Genomic DNA, 17,247 nt, shown 5'->3' with positions numbered 1-17,247 from the left:
TTGATGGGCCCAGCTGGATTCGAACCAGCAACCAACGGATTATGAGTCCGCTGCTCTAACCGTTGAGCTATGGGCCCAGCAGCGAAGATTATCGCATGAAAAAGCCCCGCCCAGAGGGCGGGGCCGAGGCGGTGAGAGGCTTCAGACTTCGTTGTCGAGGAAGCTGCGCAGGCGCTCGGAGCGGGTGGGGTGGCGCAGTTTGCGCAGGGCTTTGGCTTCGATCTGGCGGATGCGCTCGCGGGTGACGTCGAATTGCCGCCCGACTTCTTCGAGGGTGTGGTCGGTGTTCATCTCGATGCCGAAGCGCATGCGCAGCACCTTGGCTTCGCGCGGGTTGAGCGTTTCGAGCACTTCGCGCGTGGCTTCGCGCAGGTCGGCGATGAGCGCGGCATCGACCGGGGCGAGCACGGAGGTGTCCTCGATGAATTCGCCCAGATGCGAATCCTCGTCGTCGCCGATGGGCGTCTCCATGGAGATCGGTTCCTTGGCGATCTTGCGGATCTTGCGGATCTTTTCTTCGGGCATCTCCGTGCGGCGCGCGAGTTCGGCGGCGTCGGGCTCTTCGCCCGTCTCCTGCAGGATCTGGCGGCTGATGCGGTTCATCTTGTTGATGGTCTCGATCATGTGCACCGGGATGCGGATGGTGCGGGCCTGATCGGCGATCGAGCGGGTGATGGCCTGCCGGATCCACCAGGTGGCGTAGGTGGAGAATTTGTAGCCACGGCGGTATTCGAATTTGTCGACGGCTTTCATCAGGCCGATGTTGCCTTCCTGGATGAGGTCGAGGAACTGCAGGCCGCGGTTGGTGTATTTCTTGGCGATCGAGATGACGAGGCGCAGGTTGGCTTCGATCATCTCGCGCTTGGCGGCGCGCATCTTGGCTTCGCCCATGGACATGCGTTTGTTGATGTCCTTGAGTTCCTTGAGCGGAATGCGGGCGCGCTGTTCGATCTCGCGGATGCGGTTCTGCTCTTCGAGTACGGAAGGGTAGATTTTGACCATCGACTCGGACCAGGGTTTGCCGGCTTCGATCTCGCGGGTGATCCAGTCGAGGTCGGTTTCGTGCTCGGGGAAGACCTTGATGAAGTAGTCCCGCGGCATGGTGCCGATCTCGGTGCACAGCTTCGAGACCGCCCGTTCGTGCTGGCGCACCTGTTCGATCATGCTACGGATGACGTCGCACAGTTGTTCGATGTAGCGGGCGGTGAAGCGGATGTGCAGCAGTTCGCCGGCGATCTGGTCGCGCAGCGCGGTGTAGCGCGGATCTTCGCTGCCGTAGGCTTCGAGCGCGCGGTCGAGCTCGGCGTAGAGGCTGCGCATGCGCTCGAAGTGCTGCATGGCGCCGCGTTTGAGCTCGGCGAGGTTGGCGGCCTGGATGCGGGCGGCGCGGTCTTCGTCGCTTTCGTCGTCCAGATCCCCTTGGGCTTCGGTTTCAGCGTCTTCGGCGGCTTCTTCGTCGACTTCCGCTTCGTCTTCTGCGAGGGCATCGAGGTCGACGTCGGTCGCGGCCGCTTCGGCTTCGTTGTCTTCTTCGGCAAGCGGCGCGAGATCTTCATGGTCGATGAGGCCGTCGACGACTTCGTCGATGCGGATTTCGTCGCGCTCGATCTTGCCGATGGTCTCGATCATGTGCGCGATGGTGAGCGGGCAGGCGGCGATGGCCTGCACCATGTTCTTCAGGCCTTCTTCGATGCGTTTGGCGATCTCGATCTCGCCTTCGCGCGTGAGCAGCTCGACAGAGCCCATTTCGCGCATGTACATGCGCACGGGGTCGGTGGTGCGGCCGAATTCGGAGTCGACCGAGGAGAGCGCCTGCTCGGCTTCTTCTTCGATGTCGTCATCCGCACCGCCCACGGCAGGGGCTTCGGCCATGAGCAGCTCTTCGGGCGCGGGGGCTTCTTCGAAGACCTGGATGCCGAGGTTGTTGAAGGTGGTGATGATGCCTTCGATCTGCTCGGAGTCGACGATGTCGTCGGGCAGATGGTCGTTGATCTCGGCGTAGGTAAGGTAGCCGCGTTCCTTGCCCAGCGCGATGAGCGCTTTGATCTGGGTGCGGCGCTTTTCGGCGTCGGCCGGAGAATGATTGGCGGCCACCGCTTCGATGAAGGCGCTCTCGGCCTTGGGATTGGCGCGCTTGGAGGATTTGCGCTTGAGGGAATTCTTGGGAGTTTGAGCCATGGCAGCAGCGTGTTTTTCCCGGAAAAACCAACGATTATAAACGACTCGCCGCACATCGGGCGGCTTGCTTTTTTTGTTATAGCAGATTCGACACCCGGCGTCGCTTCTAGGGAGGTTGGGGAGCGGGAAGCGTACCCAAGGTGCCGACGGGGGTGAGACGGGCTTTCTCGCGCAAAAGTTCGCCGATGCGCAGGGTTTCCTCTGGCGTGAGCTTGCGCTGGCGGCCGAGGGCGATGAGGGAATCGATCTCGCGCTCGAGGCGGCGGCGGCGCAGGGTGTGTACGACGTCGTTCAGGGTGGATTCGGCGTCTTCCCAGGAGTGCGTTTCTTCGAGGAGCGCCGCGGCGTGGCGGGAGAATGCTTCGCCATGCTCGCTGCTGCGGAAGTGCTCGACGAGGATGGCGGGGGTGGCGCGCGCATCGAGCGTGCCGACTTCGATGGCGTCGATGAGCGCGGCGCAGGCGCGCCATTCGGGTTCGGGCTCGTCGAGCGGCAGGAGTTCGACCGGGAGCCGGGCGGCGAGCAGCGGATGGGCGATGAGTAGCCGCAGCAGCAGCGCGGCGAGCGGCAGAGGGGCGCAGCGGGCGGGCGGGCGGGCGCGGCGCGGCGGTGCCGCCCGGGGCGAGGAAGGGGGGGCGGCTTCTGCGGGCGGAATCCACTCGTGCAGGGTTTCGATGGCGAGCCCGGTGCGATCGGCAAGTTCCTTTTCTAGCTGCAGACGCAGCATGGGGGCGCGGATTTTGGCGATCAGCGGCTTGGCGAGGTGGGCGAGCCGGGCGCGTCCTTCGGCGGTGTGCAGGTCTTCGTCCCGCGTGAGTTCGTCGAAGAGGTACGTGGTGAGCGGTTTGGCCGCGTCGGCGATGAGGGCACGGAAGGCGTCGGCGCCGTTCGCGCGCACGAAGCTGTCGGGGTCGTGTTCGGGAGGGAGGAAGACGAAACGCAGGCGGCTGTCGTCCTTGAGCGCTTCGAGGGAGTTTTCCAGGGCGCGCCAGGCGGCGCGGCGGCCGGCTTCGTCGCCATCGAAACAGAAGACGACGTGGTCGGTGAGTGCGAGCAGCGTGCGCACGTGCTCGCCGGTGGTGGCGGTGCCCAGCGCCGCGACGGCGTTGGTGAGGCCGTGCTGGGCGAGCATGATGACGTCGACGTAGCCTTCGGTGACCAGGGCAAAGCCCGCCTCGCGGATCCCGTCGCGTGCGAGCGCCAGGCCGTAGAGCGTGCGGCCTTTCTCGAAGAGGGGGGTCTCGGGGGAGTTGAGGTACTTCGGTTCGCCGCCGTCGAGGCTGCGCCCGCCGAAGGCGATGATCTTCCCCTGTCGGTCGTGAATGGGAAAGATGAGCCGGTCGCGGAATCGGTCGTAGCGTTTGCCGCTGTCGGGGTTGGCGATGACGAGGCCGGCTTTTTCGAGCAGCGGCTCGCCGTAGTGGGGGAAGACGGCAGAGAGCGCCTGCCATTCGGGCGGGGCGTAGCCCAGGCCGAAACGCTCGGCGGTGGCGGGAAGGATGCCACGCTGTTCGAGGTAGGCGCGGGCTTTGGGGCTGCGCTCGAGGCTGCGGCGGTAGAAGTCGGCCGCTTTGGCGTGCGCTTCCAGCAGGAGCTGGCGCTCGCTTTTTTGCTGTGCGGCTTCGGCGGCGGAGAGTGTGCCTTGGGCGCGCGGCACCTGCATTCCCGTTTCGGCAGCGAGTGCTTCCACCGCCTCGACGAAGCCCAGCCCTTCGTATTCCATGAGGAAGGTGATGGCGGTGCCGTGCGCGCCGCAGCCGAAGCAGTGGTAGAACTGCCGGGCGGGCGAGACGGAGAAGGAGGGCGTTTTTTCGCCGTGGAAGGGGCAGCAGGCGAAGTAGTTGGCGCCGGATTTCTTGAGCTTGAGGCGCTTGCCGACGACGTCGACCAGGTCGACGCGGGCGAGCAGCTCGTCGATGAAGTCGCGCGGGATCATGGCCGGACGACCAACGTCAGACGTCGGGCGATCGGCGTTCTTGGATGAGGACGGTGCCGGACGAGGGAGCGGGTCACGGCAGCAGAGGCGAAACAGGGGCTGACGCGCAGCGCCGCCCCAGCCTGAATTCCATCAATACATCTTGGGCGGCAACATTTGGCTGCGCAGGCGCTTTTGATAGCGCTTGATCGCGGCGGCGCGCTTGCGCTTGCGCTCGGCGGTGGGCTTTTCATAGAACTCGCGTTTGCGCAGCTCGGTGAGGACACCAGCTTTTTCGACCGTGCGCTTGAAGCGGCGCACGGCGACTTCAACGGGTTCGTTTTCTTTGACGCGGATACCGGGCATCTCGATCCTCGATTCGAATGGATGATACGAAAACTCGCATTATAGAGGTTGAGCAGATGGCTGGCAAGGCGGTTTTGGTCATTCGAGACGCCCGAAGGTACAATTTCCGTTTTTGCGCAAGGACGTGGCGTGCGTATTCTCGGGATCGAATCTTCATGCGACGAAACGGGCGTGGCGCTCTATGAGACGGAGCGAGGCTTGCTCGCGCATCGCCTGCATACGCAGGCGCAGATGCATGCGACCTACGGGGGCGTCGTGCCGGAATTGGCGTCGCGGGATCACGTGCGGCGCTTGCCGGCGCTGGTGCGCGAGGTGATGGCCGATGGGCGCATGGATTGGACGGAGCTCGACGTGATCGCCTATACGGCCGGGCCAGGATTGGCGGGGGCCCTGCTGGTGGGGGCGAGTTTCGCGGAGAGCCTGGCATTGGCCCTGAACAAGCCGACGTTGCCGGTGCACCATCTCGAAGGGCATCTGCTCTCGCCGCTTCTGACCGAGCCGCGGCCGGAGTTCCCGTTTCTCGCCTTGCTCGTCTCGGGCGGGCATACGCAGTTGATGGCCGTCGAGGCGGTGGGGGATTACCGCCTGCTGGGCGAGACAATCGACGATGCGGCCGGAGAGGCGTTCGACAAGACGGCGAAGCTGTTGGGTCTGGGCTATCCGGGCGGGCCGGCGTTGGCGGCGCTCGCCGAACGGGGAGATCCCACGCGCTTTGCCTTGCCGCGCCCCTTGCTGCATGCGCCGACGCTGGACTTCAGCTTCAGCGGCCTGAAGACCGCAGTGGCGCTGAAAGTGGGTTCGCCCGACTGGCGAGCGGAGTATGCGGCGGATCTGGCGGCTGCTTTCCAGGAGGCGGTGGTGGAGGTGCTGGTGACGAAGACGGTGGCGGCCGTGCGCGCGGCGGGTTTGAGGCGCGTGGTCGTGGCCGGCGGGGTCGGGGCGAATCGCCGTCTGCGCGAAATGCTGGCCGAGGCCGGCGCGAAACAGGGGTTTGCGGTGTTCTATCCGGACGTGGCGCTATGCACCGACAACGGGGCGATGATCGCTTTTGCGGCGGCGCTGCGGCTGGAAGCGGGGGCAGAGGTGAAATGGGACCGTCGCATCGAGGTGCGTCCGCGCTGGGCGCTGGAGGGGCTTCGTCAGGGGTGATCGGCCGGGGGCTTGCGTTGGGGCCGTCCGCGGCCGAATTTGGGTTCGGTGCCGTTGAGCAGCTGGCGGATGTTGCGTCGGTGTCGCCAGAAGAGGACGGCCGACATGGCAGCGATGACGAGGATGACTTCACGGGGTAGGCCGAGCAGCAGGGCGAGGAAAGGGGCCCCGGCAGCGGCAGTGAGGGCGGCGAGCGACGAGTAGCGGGTGACGAAGGCGACGACGAGCCAGATGCCGGCCACGGCAAGCGCGAGTGCCGGCTGCAGGCCGGCGAGGACGCCCAGCGCCGTGGCGACGCCCTTGCCGCCGCGAAAGCGCAGGAAGAGGCTGTAGACGTGCCCGAGGAAGGCGGCGAGCCCGGCGAGCGCGGCGACCGTGACGTCCGCGCCCAGCCGATGCACGAGCCAGACGGCGAACCAGCCTTTGGCGGCGTCGCCTGCGAGCGTGAAGAGCGCCGCGGCCTTGTGGCCGCTGCGCAGCACGTTGGTGGCGCCGGGGTTGCCCGAGCCGTAGGAGCGCGGATCGGGCAGGCGAAAGAGGCGGCTTGCGAGGATGGCGAAGGGAATCGAGCCGATCGCGTAGCCCATCAGGACGAGAAGCAGGATCTTGGGCATCGTGCGATGATCCGGAGGAAAGTATCTTAGTTTACCCCAGCTTTGACGGGGGCGTTGCAACGGCGAAGAAGGAAGGAAAGATGGACAGTATCTTCATCGAGGGGCTGCGGGTAGAGGCGCGGGTGGGGGTATATGCGCGCGAGCAGGTGGCGCCGCAGTCCTTGACGATCGACTTGAGTCTGGGCATTCCGCCCGAGGCCGGGCGAGGCGATGAGTTGGCGACGACGATCGATTACGCCCGCGTGATCGACCGGGTGAAGGAGGAGCTTGCCGGACGGCATTTCCGTTTGCTCGAGCGGCTGGGGGAGCATCTGGTTGGGATGCTTTTTGCCGAATTCGACGCTTCCTGGGTACGCGTGAAGATCGCCAAGATTGGCGTGCGCCCGGAGGTGAAGAACGTGGGAATCCTCTTGGAACGGAGGCGGGATGTGGGGTGAAAAGCAGAAAGAAAAACCGCCGGCGGGAGCCGGCGGATCGAGCGCTTCAGGCGATCATTTGATTTCGAGTTCTTCGGCGGAACGGCCGGAATTGGTCCACTCGGTGAACCATTTGGGCGCGCGGCCGTGGCCGTTCCAGGTGATGTTGGGATTTTCGGGGTGGCGGTATTTGGGCGGTTTTTTGCCGGAATCCCGTTCCTTTTTTTCTCCTTTCAGAAGCCCCAGGGCTTCGTCCAGCGAGATGCCCATTTCTTTGGCGAGCTGGGTGACTCGGGCTTTGAATTGGGCCCGGGCTTCGCGGCGGCGCCGTTCGAATTCGTGGTCGATGTCTTTCTTGAGCTGTTCGAGTTCTTCGATCGTGAGCGAGGTGAGATCCATGATGTTTTTCAAATGGAGTGGATGAAGCCGCTATTATAGCCAATATTTCGTTCTTGGAAAGGGCTCTTTTCATGCTCTGGGATGATGCTGGCGATAAAGGGCTTCCAGACGGGCTCGGGCGATGTGGGTATAGATTTGGGTGGTGGAAATATCGGCGTGCCCCAGGAGCAATTGCACGGCGCGAAGGTCGGCGCCGTGATCGAGCAAATGGGTGGCAAAGGCGTGGCGCAGGGTATGGGGGGAGAGGCGTTCTGGGGCAATGCCGCAGCGAAGCGCATGTTCCTTGATGATCTGCCAGCAGCGTTGCCGCGTCATGGCTTGGCCGTGGCGGTTGAGGAAAAGGGTCTCTTCCCGCTTTCCATTGAGAAGCACGGGGCGCGCTTCCTGCCAATAGCGTTCGAGCCAGGAGGCGGCTTCTTCACCCAGAGGAACGAGCCGCTCTTTGTTGCCTTTGCCGAGCACGCGCAGCCAGCCTTCGTTGCGCTCGATCTGGTGCGTCTGCAAGCCCACGAGTTCGCTCACGCGCAGTCCCGTGGCGTAGAGCACTTCGAGCATGGCTTTGTCGCGAAGCCCGAGCGGCGTGGTGACGTCGGGGGCGGCAAGCAGGCGCTCTACGTCCGTTTCGGTGAGCGTCTTGGGGCGACGCGGCGGCAGCAGCGGCGGCTGCAGGGTGGCGGTGGGGTCGCGGGCGATGGCGCCTTCGCGTAGCAGCCAGCGGTAGTAGCGCCGCCAGCTCGCGAGCAGCCGCCGCTGGCTGGTGGCCTTGTTGCGGCGGCTGAAGTCGGCGAGATAGGAGAGGAGCTCGGCGCTGCCCGCGGCGCGCGGGTCGAGCCCGGCGCGCTGGGCCCAGAGGAAAAACTGGCTGAGGTCGCTGCGGTAGGCGTCGAGGGTGGCCGGCGCGAGCCCTTCTTCGAGCCAAAGAGTCTGCACGAAGGCGTCGAGCGAGGCTTCCAGCGCCGGCGCGAGCGGCTCGGCCGTCTCGTTCAGCGCCGGATCTCGCCTTGGCCGAGCACGATCCATTTCTGGCTGGTGAGCCCTTCGAGCCCGACCGGGCCGCGGGCGTGGATCTTGTCGGTGGAAATGCCGATCTCGGCGCCGAGCCCGTATTCGAAACCGTCGGCGAAGCGCGTGGAGGCATTGACCATCACCGAGGCGGAGTCGACTTCGCGCAGGAAGCGCATCGCGGCGGCGTAGTCTTCGGTGAGGATGGCGTCGGTGTGATGCGAACCGTAGCGTTCGATGTGCTCGATCGCTTCGTCGAGGTCGGCAACGACGCGGATGGCGATGATGGGGGCGAGGTATTCTTCGCGCCAGTCTTCCTCGGTGGCGGCTTTGAGGAGCGCCGCGGGCAGGCCGTGGCGCTGCAGCAGGGTGAGCGCGCGCGGGCAGCAGCGCATTTCGACGCCGTGCCCGGCGAACATGCGTCCGATCTCGGGGAGATGGCGCTCGGCCACCGCTTCGTCGATCAGCAGCGTCTCGGCGGCGTTGCACACGCCGTAGCGGTGCGTCTTGGCGTTTTCGACGATGGGGAGCACCTTGGCCGGGTCGGCGGCGGCGTGCACGTAGACGTGGCAGTTGCCGTCGAGGTGCTTGATGACCGGCACGCGGGCGTCTTGCATCACCGCTTCGATCAACCCCTTGCCGCCGCGCGGGACGATGACGTCGACCACTTCGGGCGAGGCGACGAGCCGGGGGACGAGCGCGCGTTCGGTGGTCTGGACGAGCTGCACCGCGGCAAGCGGCAGTCCGGCGGCTTCGAGCCCGGCGCGGATGCAGCGGGCGATCGCCTGGTTGCTCTGCAGGGCTTCCTTGCCGCCGCGCAGGATGGCGGCGTTGCCGGTTTTGAGGCATAGGGCGGCGGCATCGGCCGTGACGTTGGGGCGCGCTTCGTAGATGATGCCGATCACGCCCAGGGGCACGCGCATCTTGCCGACCTGGATGCCGCTGGGGCGGCGCTTGACTTCGTCGATCTCGCCCACGGGATCGGGCAGCGCCGCGACCTGGGCCACGCCTTTGGCCATCGTCTCCAGCCCTTTCTCGCTCAGGGTGAGGCGGTCGATGAGCGCGGGGGAGAGTCCCGCCTCGCGGGCGGCGGCGAGATCGGCGGCGTTGGCGGCGAGCACGTCGTCGCGCTGGCGCCGCAGCGTTTCGGCCGCGGCAAGGAGGGCGGCGTTCTTCGCCTGAGTCGAGGCTTTGGCCATGGCGCGCGCGGCCTGGCGGGCGGCGCGGCCGAGGTCGGCGAGGTAGCGGTCGAGTTCCGTCATGGTGTGCTCCGACAGTCGGATGGGATCAGGCAGCGCGGCCGCGGGGCGGGGCCGCGCTCAGGGAGAGGAGGAGTCGCTCGGCTTCCAGGGCGAAGTCACCGGTCTCGGCGCCCTTGGCGATGCGGTCGAGCCGGGCGCAGACGATGAGCGCGGTGCGCAAGGGCGGGAGCCTGCGGGCGCTGTGTTCGATGGTACGTTTTTCTTCGGGGCGGAAGACGCGTTCCTGGCGAAAGAAGGCTTCGAGCGGCGCGCCGCGTGCGAGCGCTTCCTGGGCGAGGGCGATGAGGCGCAGGGCCGAAGCGATCGCCCAGACGATGAGCGGGGCGGCGCAGCCCTCTGCCATGAGGGTGCGCAGCAGGCGCAGGGCGCGCAGCGCGTCGCCTTCGAGCACGGCCTGGCGCAGTGCCTCGGGGTCGTAGCGGGCGAGGTCGAAGACGACGGCGCGCACTTCTGCTTCCGGCAGCGGTCCCTCGGGGAAGAGCAGGGCGAGCTTCTCCAGCTCCTGACGCGCGGCGAGGAGATTGCCTTCCGTGCGTTCGGCGAGCAGGCGCAGCAGTTCGGGCGAGGCGCTCTGCCCCTGGCGGGCGAGGCGCTCGCGCCACCACTGGGGAAGTTGTTCGCGCGGCGGGGTGTTTGCCTCCACGACCACGGCGTGTTGCTCGAGGGTGGCGAACCAGGAACTTTTGCGTGCCTGCCAGTCGAGCGCACCGAGTGTGATGAGGAGGATCGTCTCGGGCAACGGAGCCTTTGCCCGTTCGGCGAGCCAGGAGGAACCTTCCGTGCCGGGCTTGCCTTGCGGCAGCCGCAGTTCGAGGAGGCGGCGAGCGGCAAAGAGCGAGCGGCTGTCGGCTTCCTGGCTGAGTCGTTCCCAGGAGAAATTGGCCTCGGCGACGAAGACGAGCCGCTCTTCGAAACCGAGCGCACGGGCGCGGGCGCGGATGGCGTCGGCGGCTTCCAGCACGAGCAGCGGCTCGTCGCCGTAGACCGCCCACACGGGCTCCAGCGTTTGGCGTTCGAGGTGGCGGGCAAGTCGCGCGAGGGGCAGCTTCATTTACGGCTGGCGATCGTGCGGCCGATCATGAGGAACATCTGGTCGACGAGCTGCTGGCGCATGTCGTCGTAGAGGAGCATCTCCTCTTTTTCCCGTGCAGTGATCAGATTGTCGTCGTAGCTGTAGTCGCGCTCGGCGCTGAGCTCGGTAGCGGGGAGGAGCTCCTGCCCTTCCTTGTCGAGCACGCGGAAACGCAGGGACGCCCGGATCAGGTATTCCCGCACCTTGCCGTCGGGAGTGAGCGAGAGGATGTCGCGCTCTTCGCGGTAGGAGAGGATGTCGAGGCGCAGCTCGGCTGCTTCGGGCGGCTCGACCCAGCGCGTTTCGCTGCCGGCAAGGCGCCGGGCGATCGCCCGCCCCAGCTGGCTGGTGCGCGGGACGTTGTTGATCTGCACCGTGGGCGCGCCGAGCCCGGCCATGCCACGAGGCCGAAAGCCGCAGCCGGCGAGCGTCAATCCTGCGGCGGCGAGCAGCAGGCGGCGCCGGGAGACGGAACGAAGCGAAGGCTCGGCCATCGGGATTTCCTCACACCACGAGATTGACGAGGCGACCGGGGACGACGACGACGCGCTTGGGCGTGCGTCCTTCGAGGTGATGCGCTGCTGCCTGCAGCGCCGCCGCTTCGATCGCCGCTTGGTCGGCTTCGGCCGGCACCACGATCTTGCCGCGGGTCTTGCCGTTCACCTGCAGCACGAGCTCGACTTCGCTGCGCTGCAACGCCGCCGGATCCGGTTCGGGCCAGGGGGCGTCGAGCACGTCTTCGCCGAAGCCGCATTCGCGCCACAGCACGTGCACGAGGTGCGGTGCGATGGGGGCGAGCACGCGCAGCAGGAGGGAGAGCCCTTCTTCGGCGAGTCGCGCTCGAGCAGCCGGCTCGGCCTCGGGCAGGCGTTCGAGGACGTTGAGCATCTTCATCGTGGCCGAGGCGACGGTATTGAGCTGCTGTTTGCCCATGTCGTGGTTGGCCTGCTGCAGGATGGTGTGCAGCTCGCAGCGGGCGGCAGCCAAGGAGGCGGGAAGCGCGCCCACGGCGGGGGCCGAGGGAAGCAGCGGCTGCAGCTCACGGCGGTACTTGTGGCCGAAGGCCCAGACGCGGCGCAGGAAGCGGTGCGCCCCTTCGACGCCGGAGTCGGACCATTCGAGCTGCGCTTCGGGCGGCGCGGCGAAGATGATGAAGAAGCGCGCCGTGTCGGCGCCGTAGCGGTCGATGAGCGCTTGCGGATCGACACCGTTGTTCTTGGACTTCGACATCTTTTCGATGCCACCGATGTGCACCGGCTGGCCGTCGGTCTTGAGCCGGGCGGCGACGATGCGCCCTTTGGGGTCGCGCTCGACGAGCACGTCGGCCGGGTTGATCCACTCTTTCCTGCCCTCGGCCGTGAGGCGGTAGTAGGTCTCGGCCACCACCATCCCTTGGGTGAGGAGTCGCGTGAAGGGTTCGGAGAAGCCGACGAGGCCCAGGTCGCGCAGCGCCCGGGTGAAGAAGCGGGAATAGAGCAGGTGCAGGATGGCGTGCTCGATGCCGCCGATGTACTGATCGACCGGCATCCAGTATTGGACCCGCTCATCGAGCATGGCTTGGTGGTTGTCGGCGCAGCAAAAGCGCAGGAAGTACCAGCTCGACTCGACGAAGGTGTCCATCGTGTCGGTTTCGCGCCGGGCGGGCTTGCCGCAGCGCGGACAGGTGGTCTCGTAGAATTCGGGCATCTGCGCGAGCGGCGAGCCGCGGCCGGTGAGGGCGACGTGCTCTGGCAGCACCACCGGCAGCTGTTCGTCGGGCACCGGCACGTCGCCGCAATCGTCGCAGTGCACGATGGGGATGGGGCAGCCCCAGTAGCGCTGGCGCGAGATGCCCCAGTCGCGCAGGCGGTACTGCACGCGTTTGGCGCCGAGCCCTTTTTCGGCGAGCGCCGCGGTGATCGCTTCCTTGGCTTCTTCCGAGCGCATGCCGGTGTAGGGGCCGGAGGCGACGAGGAGGCCGAGCTCGGCGTAGTCTTCACGCCAGGGGCCCTGCGGGTCGACGTCGAGGTCTTTCCCCGCCGGACGGATTACCTGCTTGATCGGCAGGCCGTACTTCTGGGCGAAGGCGAAGTCACGCTCGTCGTGGGCCGGCACGGCCATCACCGCGCCCTCGCCGTAGCCCATCAGCACGTAGTTGGCCACCCACACGGGGAGTTTTTCCCCGGTGAGGGGGTGCAGCACGTAGAAGCCGGTGGGGCGGCCTTTCTTCTCCATCGTGGCGATCTCGGCCTCGGCCACGGCCCCGCGCCGGCACTCTTCGATGAAGGCGGCCAATTCGGGGTCGCGCTGGGCGGCGGCGAGCGCTAGCGGATGTTCGGCGGCCACGGCCACGTAGGTGGCGCCATAGAGGGTGTCGACGCGGGTGGTGAAGACGCGCAGGCTTCCTGCCTGGCCGACGCTCGCTTCATCGTAGGGGAAGACGACCTCGGCGCCTTCCGAGCGCCCGATCCAGTTGGCCTGCATGCGCTTGACCTGCTCGGGCCAGCCGGGAAGGTCGTTCAGGGCGTCGAGCAGCTCGTCGGCGTAGGCGGTGATGCGCATGTAGTACATGGGGATCTCGCGCTTCTCCACCAGCGCCCCGGAGCGCCAGCCGCGCCCGTCGATCACCTGCTCGTTGGCGAGCACCGTCTGATCGACCGGATCCCAGTTCACCAGCCCGAGCTTGCGGTAGATGAGCCCCTTTTCATACAGGCGGCGGAAGACCCACTGCTCCCAGCGGTAGTACTCGGGCCGGCAGGTGGCGAATTCGCGCGACCAGTCGATGCCGAAACCCAACCGCTGCAGCTGGCGCTTCATGTAGGCGATGTTGCTGTAGGTCCACTGCGCCGGGGGAATGCCGTTCTGGATGGCGGCATTTTCGGCCGGCATGCCGAAGGCGTCCCAACCCATGGGCTGGAGCACGTTGTAGCCACGCATGCGGTGGTAACGGGCGAGCACGTCGCCGATGGAGTAGTTGCGCACGTGCCCCATGTGCAGTTTCCCCGAGGGGTAGGGGAACATGGACAGACAGTAGTACTTTGGACGTGAGGGGTCTTCGACCGCCTTGAAGCTCTGGCGTTCGTCCCAGTAGTGCTGAGCGGCACGCTCGACGGCCAGCGGATCGTATTTTTCTTGCATGATGGGATGGTGGATGGCGCGAACGAAAGGGAAAGTATAGCCGGTTTGGCGGGGTCGGGGCAAAAGCGCCGTGAGCCGCAGGGGAGGGCAGGGCTTGCGGACGTCGTTCTTTGTGTATAATCGAAAAGATATTAATTATCATTCCAACTATGCACTCACGGAGGACGCATGAAAAAAACGCTCACGACGATGGCGGTGCTGACGGCGATGCTCTTCGCCCCGGGGCTGCGGGCCGAAGAATCGGTGGTCAACGTCTATTCGACGCGCCACTATCCCACCGACACCCGCCTCTACGAGAATTTCACCGCCGCCACCGGCATCAAGGTGAATCTGGTCGAGGGGCAGGAAGACCCGCTCATCGAGCGCATCCGCGCCGAGGGGGAGAACAGCCCGGCCGACGTGCTCATCACGGTCGATGCCGGGCGGCTGTGGCGCGCCGAGCAGATGGGGCTGTTCGCGCCCGTGCGCTCGGAGCAGCTGGAAGCGCGCATCCCGGCGCATTTCCGCCATCCGGAAGGGAAGTGGTTCGGGTTCTCCTATCGTGCGCGCGTCATTGTCTACAACAAGGCGGCCACCTCGCGCGACGAGATTAAGAACTACGCCGATCTGGCCGATCCCAAATGGAAAGGGCGCGTGTGCGTGCGCTCTTCGGGCAACGTCTATAACCTCTCGCTGCTCGCGGCGCTCATCGAGCACTGGGGGGAGGAGAAGGCGCGCGCCTGGGCGCAGGGCGTGAAGGACAACATGGCCCGCCCGCCGCAGGGTTCCGACACCGACCAGATCAAGGCGGTGGCCGCTGGCGAGTGCGACGTGGCGCTGGTCAATCATTACTATTACGCGCGCTTGCTTGCCTCCGACAAGCCCGAGGACATGAACCTCGTGCGCAAAGTGGGGCTGGTGTGGCCCGACCAGGACGGCAACGGTACCCACGTGAACGTTTCCGGAGCTGGGGTGGTACGCACCGCGCCGCACAAGGAGGCCGCGATCCGCTTCCTCGAGTATCTGGCGAGCGACGAGGCGCAGGGCTATTTCGCGGTGGGTAACAACGAATGGCCCACGGTACCCGGGGTGGCCTATCGCAACCGCGTGCTCGCCTCGCTGGGCAAATTCAAGATCGATCCCCTGCCGGTGGCGGTGCTGGGCAAGAACCAGCCGCTGGCGCAGAAGATCTTCGACGAGGTAGGCTGGCGCTGAGGCGGCGGTCGGCCCGGCCGTGCCGGGCGATCTGGCGCGCGAGCAGCAGCACGGGCCCGAGCGCGACGAGCACGAGGGTGAGCGCCGGCAGCCCCAGCTCGGCCAGCCGCTCGTCGGCCGCGAGCGTATGGACCCGGGTGGCGAGCGTGTCGAAATTGAAAGGGCGCATCACCAGCGTGGCCGGCAGCTCCTTCATCACGTCGACGAACACGAGCAGGGCGGCGGTGAGCAGGCTTTTCGTCAGAAGTGGCGCGTGGATGTGCGCGAGGGTGCGCCAGGGGCCGCTGCCCAGCGTGCGGGCGGCCTCGTCCAGCGCCGGGCGGATCTTCGCGAGACCCGCTTCCACCGTGTGCAGCGCCGTGGCGAGAAAACGCACGAGATAGGCATAGACGAGGCCGGCGATGCTGCCGGTGATGAGCAAACCCACCGACCAGCCGAAGAGCGCGCGCAGCTGGGCGGCGAGCAGGTTGTCGAGCGCAGCCGCGGGCAGCAGCACGCCCACGGCGATGACCACGCCCGGCAGGGCGTAGCCCAGCCCCACGAGCCGGTTGAGCAGCCGCGCGAGCGGTGATGGATTGAGCCGCGCGTGGTAGGCGAAAAGAAGCGCCAGGGCAACGGCGAGCAGCGCCGTTAGGCCAGCAAGCAGCAGGCTGTTGCCGGCGGCACGCCAGAACCGCGGATCGATGGCCGCCAAGGGCTCGCGCAGGCTCATCGTCAGCAGCAGCACGGCCGGCAGCAGGAAGCCCAGTATCGCCGGCAGGGCGCACACGCAGGTGGCCAGCGCCGCGCGCCAGCCGGCAAGCCGCGTGCGCGGCGCAGCGGCGTGATGCCTGCCGCCGTCGAACTTTGCCCGCCGCCGGCTGGTCTGTTCCAGCCACAGCAAGACCAGCACGAAACCCACGAGCATCGCGGCAAGCTGGGCCGCCGCCACCCGGTCTCCCAGGGAATACCAGGTGCGAAAAATGCCCGTGGTGAAGGTCGGAATGCCGAAATAGGCCACGGTGCCGTAGTCGGCGAGCGCCTCCATGAGCGCAAGCGCCGTGCCGGCGGCGATCGCTGGACGGGCGAGCGGCAGGCTCACCCGCCAAAAAGTGCGCCAGGGAGAGGCCCCGAGGGTACGGGCGGCTTCGTGCATGGCGGCGCTTCGCTCGAGGAATGCCGTGCGCGTGAGCAGGTAAACGTAAGGGTAGAGCGCGAGCACGAGGATGGCCACGGCGCCGCCCAGCGAGCGGATGGGCGGAAACCAGTACTCCCGTACGTCCCAGCCGGTGAGCTCGCGCAGCGCGCTTTGCAGCGCACCGCTCACCTGCAAAAAATCGGTGTAGGCGTAGGCCATCACGTAGGCCGGCATGGCGAACGGCAGGATCAGCGCCCACTCCAGCAGGCGCCGCCCGGGAAACTCGTGCGCGGCGGTAAGCCAGGCGCAGCTCACGCCCACGGCCACCGTGCCCAGCGCCACGCCCAGCGCGATCCAGCCGGTGTTGGCGAGGTATTCGGGCAAGACGGTGCGCAGGAGATGAGCCCAGATCTCGCCCGTGCTCGGCTGCAGCAGCTGCGCGAGCACGCTCGCCAGCGGCACCACCGCGAGCAGGGCCAAAAGGGTGGCGAGCAGAGTCAGGAAAGAGAAGGACCGGCGCATGATCGTCCCATACATCGAATCCTACATTATAATGAGAATCGATCTATTTTAAGCGAGGAAGGATGAAGGTGTCGGCGGCTCTGGAAATTCGCGGCTTGCATCACGCCTACGGCGCGCACCCCGTGGTGCGTGATTTGTCGCTGTCTTTGCCGGCAGGCACGATTGGGGTGCTGCTCGGCGCCAGCGGCTGCGGCAAGACGACGGTGCTGCGCTGCGTGGCCGGGTTCGAAGCGCCCCAGCGCGGCGACATTTTCCTCGATGGCCGGCCCGTGACCCGTCCGGGCCTGGTGGTGCCACCGCAGCGACGCCGCATCGGCATGGTGTTCCAGGATCACGCCCTCTTTCCGCACCTCACCATCGCCCAGAACGTCGCTTTCGGCCTGCAGGGGCTGGACCGGCGCGAGCGGGCGCGGCGGGTGGCGGAGATGCTGGAGGTGGTGGGCTTGAGCGCCTGGGCCAATGCCTGGCCGCATCAGCTCTCGGGCGGGCAGCAACAGCGGGCGGCGCTTGCCCGGGCGCTGGCGCCGCAGCCGGCGCTGCTGTTGCTCGACGAACCTTTCTCCAGCCTCGACGAGGCGCTGCGCGCGCGCCTGGCGCACGAGGTGCGGGCGTTGTTGCGCGAGCGCGGCATGACGGCGCTGGTGGTGACCCACGACCAGCACGAGGCCTTCGCCATGGCCGACGCCGTCGGCCTGATGCACGAAGGGCGCATCGAGCAGTGGGGCAGCCCCGAGGCGCTCTATCGTACGCCGGCCACGCGCCACGCCGCGCAGTTCGTCGGCGAGGGGGTTTTCCTGCGCGGGCGCCTTGCGGGGGAAGGGGAGGTCGAGACCGCCCTGGGTCGCCTGCCGGTGCGCTTCGCCGGCGAAGGAGAGGCCACGGCGGGGCAGGGCAACGTGGAAGTGCTGCTGCGGCCGGAAGACG

The 17,247-nt window shown here is 66.8% G+C and carries 15 protein-coding genes and 1 tRNA gene; 4 read left to right on the top strand and 12 right to left on the bottom strand.

Annotated features, from left to right (window positions below):
- Positions 1-4 precede the first annotated feature (4 nt).
- The 4 genes from OA56_RS09480 to rpsU form a co-directional block, all read right to left on the bottom strand.
- A tRNA-Ile gene (locus OA56_RS09480) sits at positions 5-77 on the bottom strand.
- Between the two features lie 64 nt (positions 78-141).
- Positions 142-2,178, bottom strand: coding sequence for an RNA polymerase sigma factor RpoD (gene rpoD / locus OA56_RS09475; protein WP_461584931.1), 2,037 nt, complete (start codon positions 2,176-2,178; stop codon positions 142-144).
- Between the two features lie 106 nt (positions 2,179-2,284).
- Positions 2,285-4,114: a DNA primase gene (dnaG, locus tag OA56_RS09470; RefSeq protein ID WP_461584929.1), complete on the bottom strand. Its 1,830-nt coding sequence runs from the start codon at positions 4,112-4,114 to the stop codon at positions 2,285-2,287.
- Positions 4,115-4,246: 132 nt separating this feature from the next.
- On the bottom strand, positions 4,247-4,459 hold the full coding sequence (rpsU, locus tag OA56_RS09465) for a 30S ribosomal protein S21 (RefSeq protein ID WP_141056537.1): 213 nt from the start codon (positions 4,457-4,459) through the stop codon (positions 4,247-4,249).
- 129 nt (positions 4,460-4,588) lie between these two features.
- Between rpsU and tsaD the strand changes: the two genes are divergently transcribed.
- Positions 4,589-5,608, top strand: a complete 1,020-nt coding sequence (gene tsaD / locus OA56_RS09460; RefSeq protein ID WP_141056536.1) for a tRNA (adenosine(37)-N6)-threonylcarbamoyltransferase complex transferase subunit TsaD — start codon at positions 4,589-4,591, stop codon at positions 5,606-5,608.
- On the opposite strand, the gene plsY is transcribed toward tsaD, so the two are convergent.
- Positions 5,599-6,222, bottom strand: a complete 624-nt coding sequence (gene plsY, locus OA56_RS09455; protein ID WP_461584926.1) for a glycerol-3-phosphate 1-O-acyltransferase PlsY — start codon at positions 6,220-6,222, stop codon at positions 5,599-5,601. The genes tsaD and plsY overlap by 10 nt on opposite strands.
- An 80-nt stretch (positions 6,223-6,302) precedes the next feature.
- On the opposite strand from plsY, the gene OA56_RS09450 reads away from it, so the two are divergent.
- A complete protein-coding gene (locus OA56_RS09450) occupies positions 6,303-6,659 on the top strand; it encodes a dihydroneopterin aldolase (RefSeq protein WP_055424021.1) in 357 nt (118 codons plus the stop codon).
- Positions 6,660-6,713: 54 nt separating this feature from the next.
- On the opposite strand, the gene OA56_RS09445 is transcribed toward OA56_RS09450, so the two are convergent.
- The 6 genes from OA56_RS09445 to leuS all read right to left on the bottom strand — a co-directional run bounded on the left by OA56_RS09445 (position 6,714) and on the right by leuS (position 13,490).
- A complete protein-coding gene (locus OA56_RS09445; protein WP_072247973.1) occupies positions 6,714-7,037 on the bottom strand; it encodes an H-NS histone family protein in 324 nt (107 codons plus the stop codon).
- A 69-nt stretch (positions 7,038-7,106) separates the two neighbouring features.
- The gene (gene xerD, locus OA56_RS09440) at positions 7,107-8,057 is read right to left on the bottom strand and encodes a site-specific tyrosine recombinase XerD (protein WP_461584923.1); all 951 of its coding nucleotides are present in this window, start codon (positions 8,055-8,057) and stop codon (positions 7,107-7,109) included.
- Entirely contained in the window at positions 8,021-9,301 is a 1,281-nt protein-coding gene (locus OA56_RS09435) for a glutamate-5-semialdehyde dehydrogenase (protein WP_461584921.1), read from the bottom strand. The genes xerD and OA56_RS09435 overlap by 37 nt, the downstream gene beginning before the upstream one ends.
- A 25-nt stretch (positions 9,302-9,326) precedes the next feature.
- On the bottom strand, positions 9,327-10,352 hold the full coding sequence (holA, locus tag OA56_RS09430) for a DNA polymerase III subunit delta (protein WP_461584919.1): 1,026 nt from the start codon (positions 10,350-10,352) through the stop codon (positions 9,327-9,329).
- Entirely contained in the window at positions 10,349-10,867 is a 519-nt protein-coding gene (locus OA56_RS09425; RefSeq protein ID WP_461584917.1) for an LPS-assembly lipoprotein LptE, read from the bottom strand. Before OA56_RS09425 ends, holA begins: the two co-directional genes overlap by 4 nt.
- A gap of 10 nt (positions 10,868-10,877) precedes the next feature.
- Positions 10,878-13,490: a leucine--tRNA ligase gene (gene leuS / locus OA56_RS09420; protein ID WP_461584915.1), complete on the bottom strand. Its 2,613-nt coding sequence runs from the start codon at positions 13,488-13,490 to the stop codon at positions 10,878-10,880.
- 168 nt (positions 13,491-13,658) lie between these two features.
- Here leuS and OA56_RS09415 point away from each other — a divergent pair, with 168 nt between their 5' ends.
- Entirely contained in the window at positions 13,659-14,684 is a 1,026-nt protein-coding gene (locus OA56_RS09415) for a Fe(3+) ABC transporter substrate-binding protein (RefSeq protein ID WP_461584913.1), read from the top strand.
- Here OA56_RS09415 and OA56_RS09410 read toward each other — a convergent pair.
- The gene (locus tag OA56_RS09410; protein WP_461584911.1) at positions 14,599-16,323 is read right to left on the bottom strand and encodes an ABC transporter permease; all 1,725 of its coding nucleotides are present in this window, start codon (positions 16,321-16,323) and stop codon (positions 14,599-14,601) included. The genes OA56_RS09415 and OA56_RS09410 overlap by 86 nt on opposite strands.
- A 68-nt stretch (positions 16,324-16,391) precedes the next feature.
- On the opposite strand from OA56_RS09410, the gene OA56_RS09405 reads away from it, so the two are divergent.
- Positions 16,392-17,247 (top strand): ABC transporter ATP-binding protein (locus OA56_RS09405; RefSeq protein WP_461584909.1); only part of this gene is annotated, 856 nt, incomplete at its 3' end.

The sequence above is a fragment of the Tepidiphilus sp. HLB4 genome (assembly GCF_054823945.1).
Note: the sequence above shows the minus strand (reverse complement) of the source record. Positions and strands in the feature narration are given on the sequence as shown.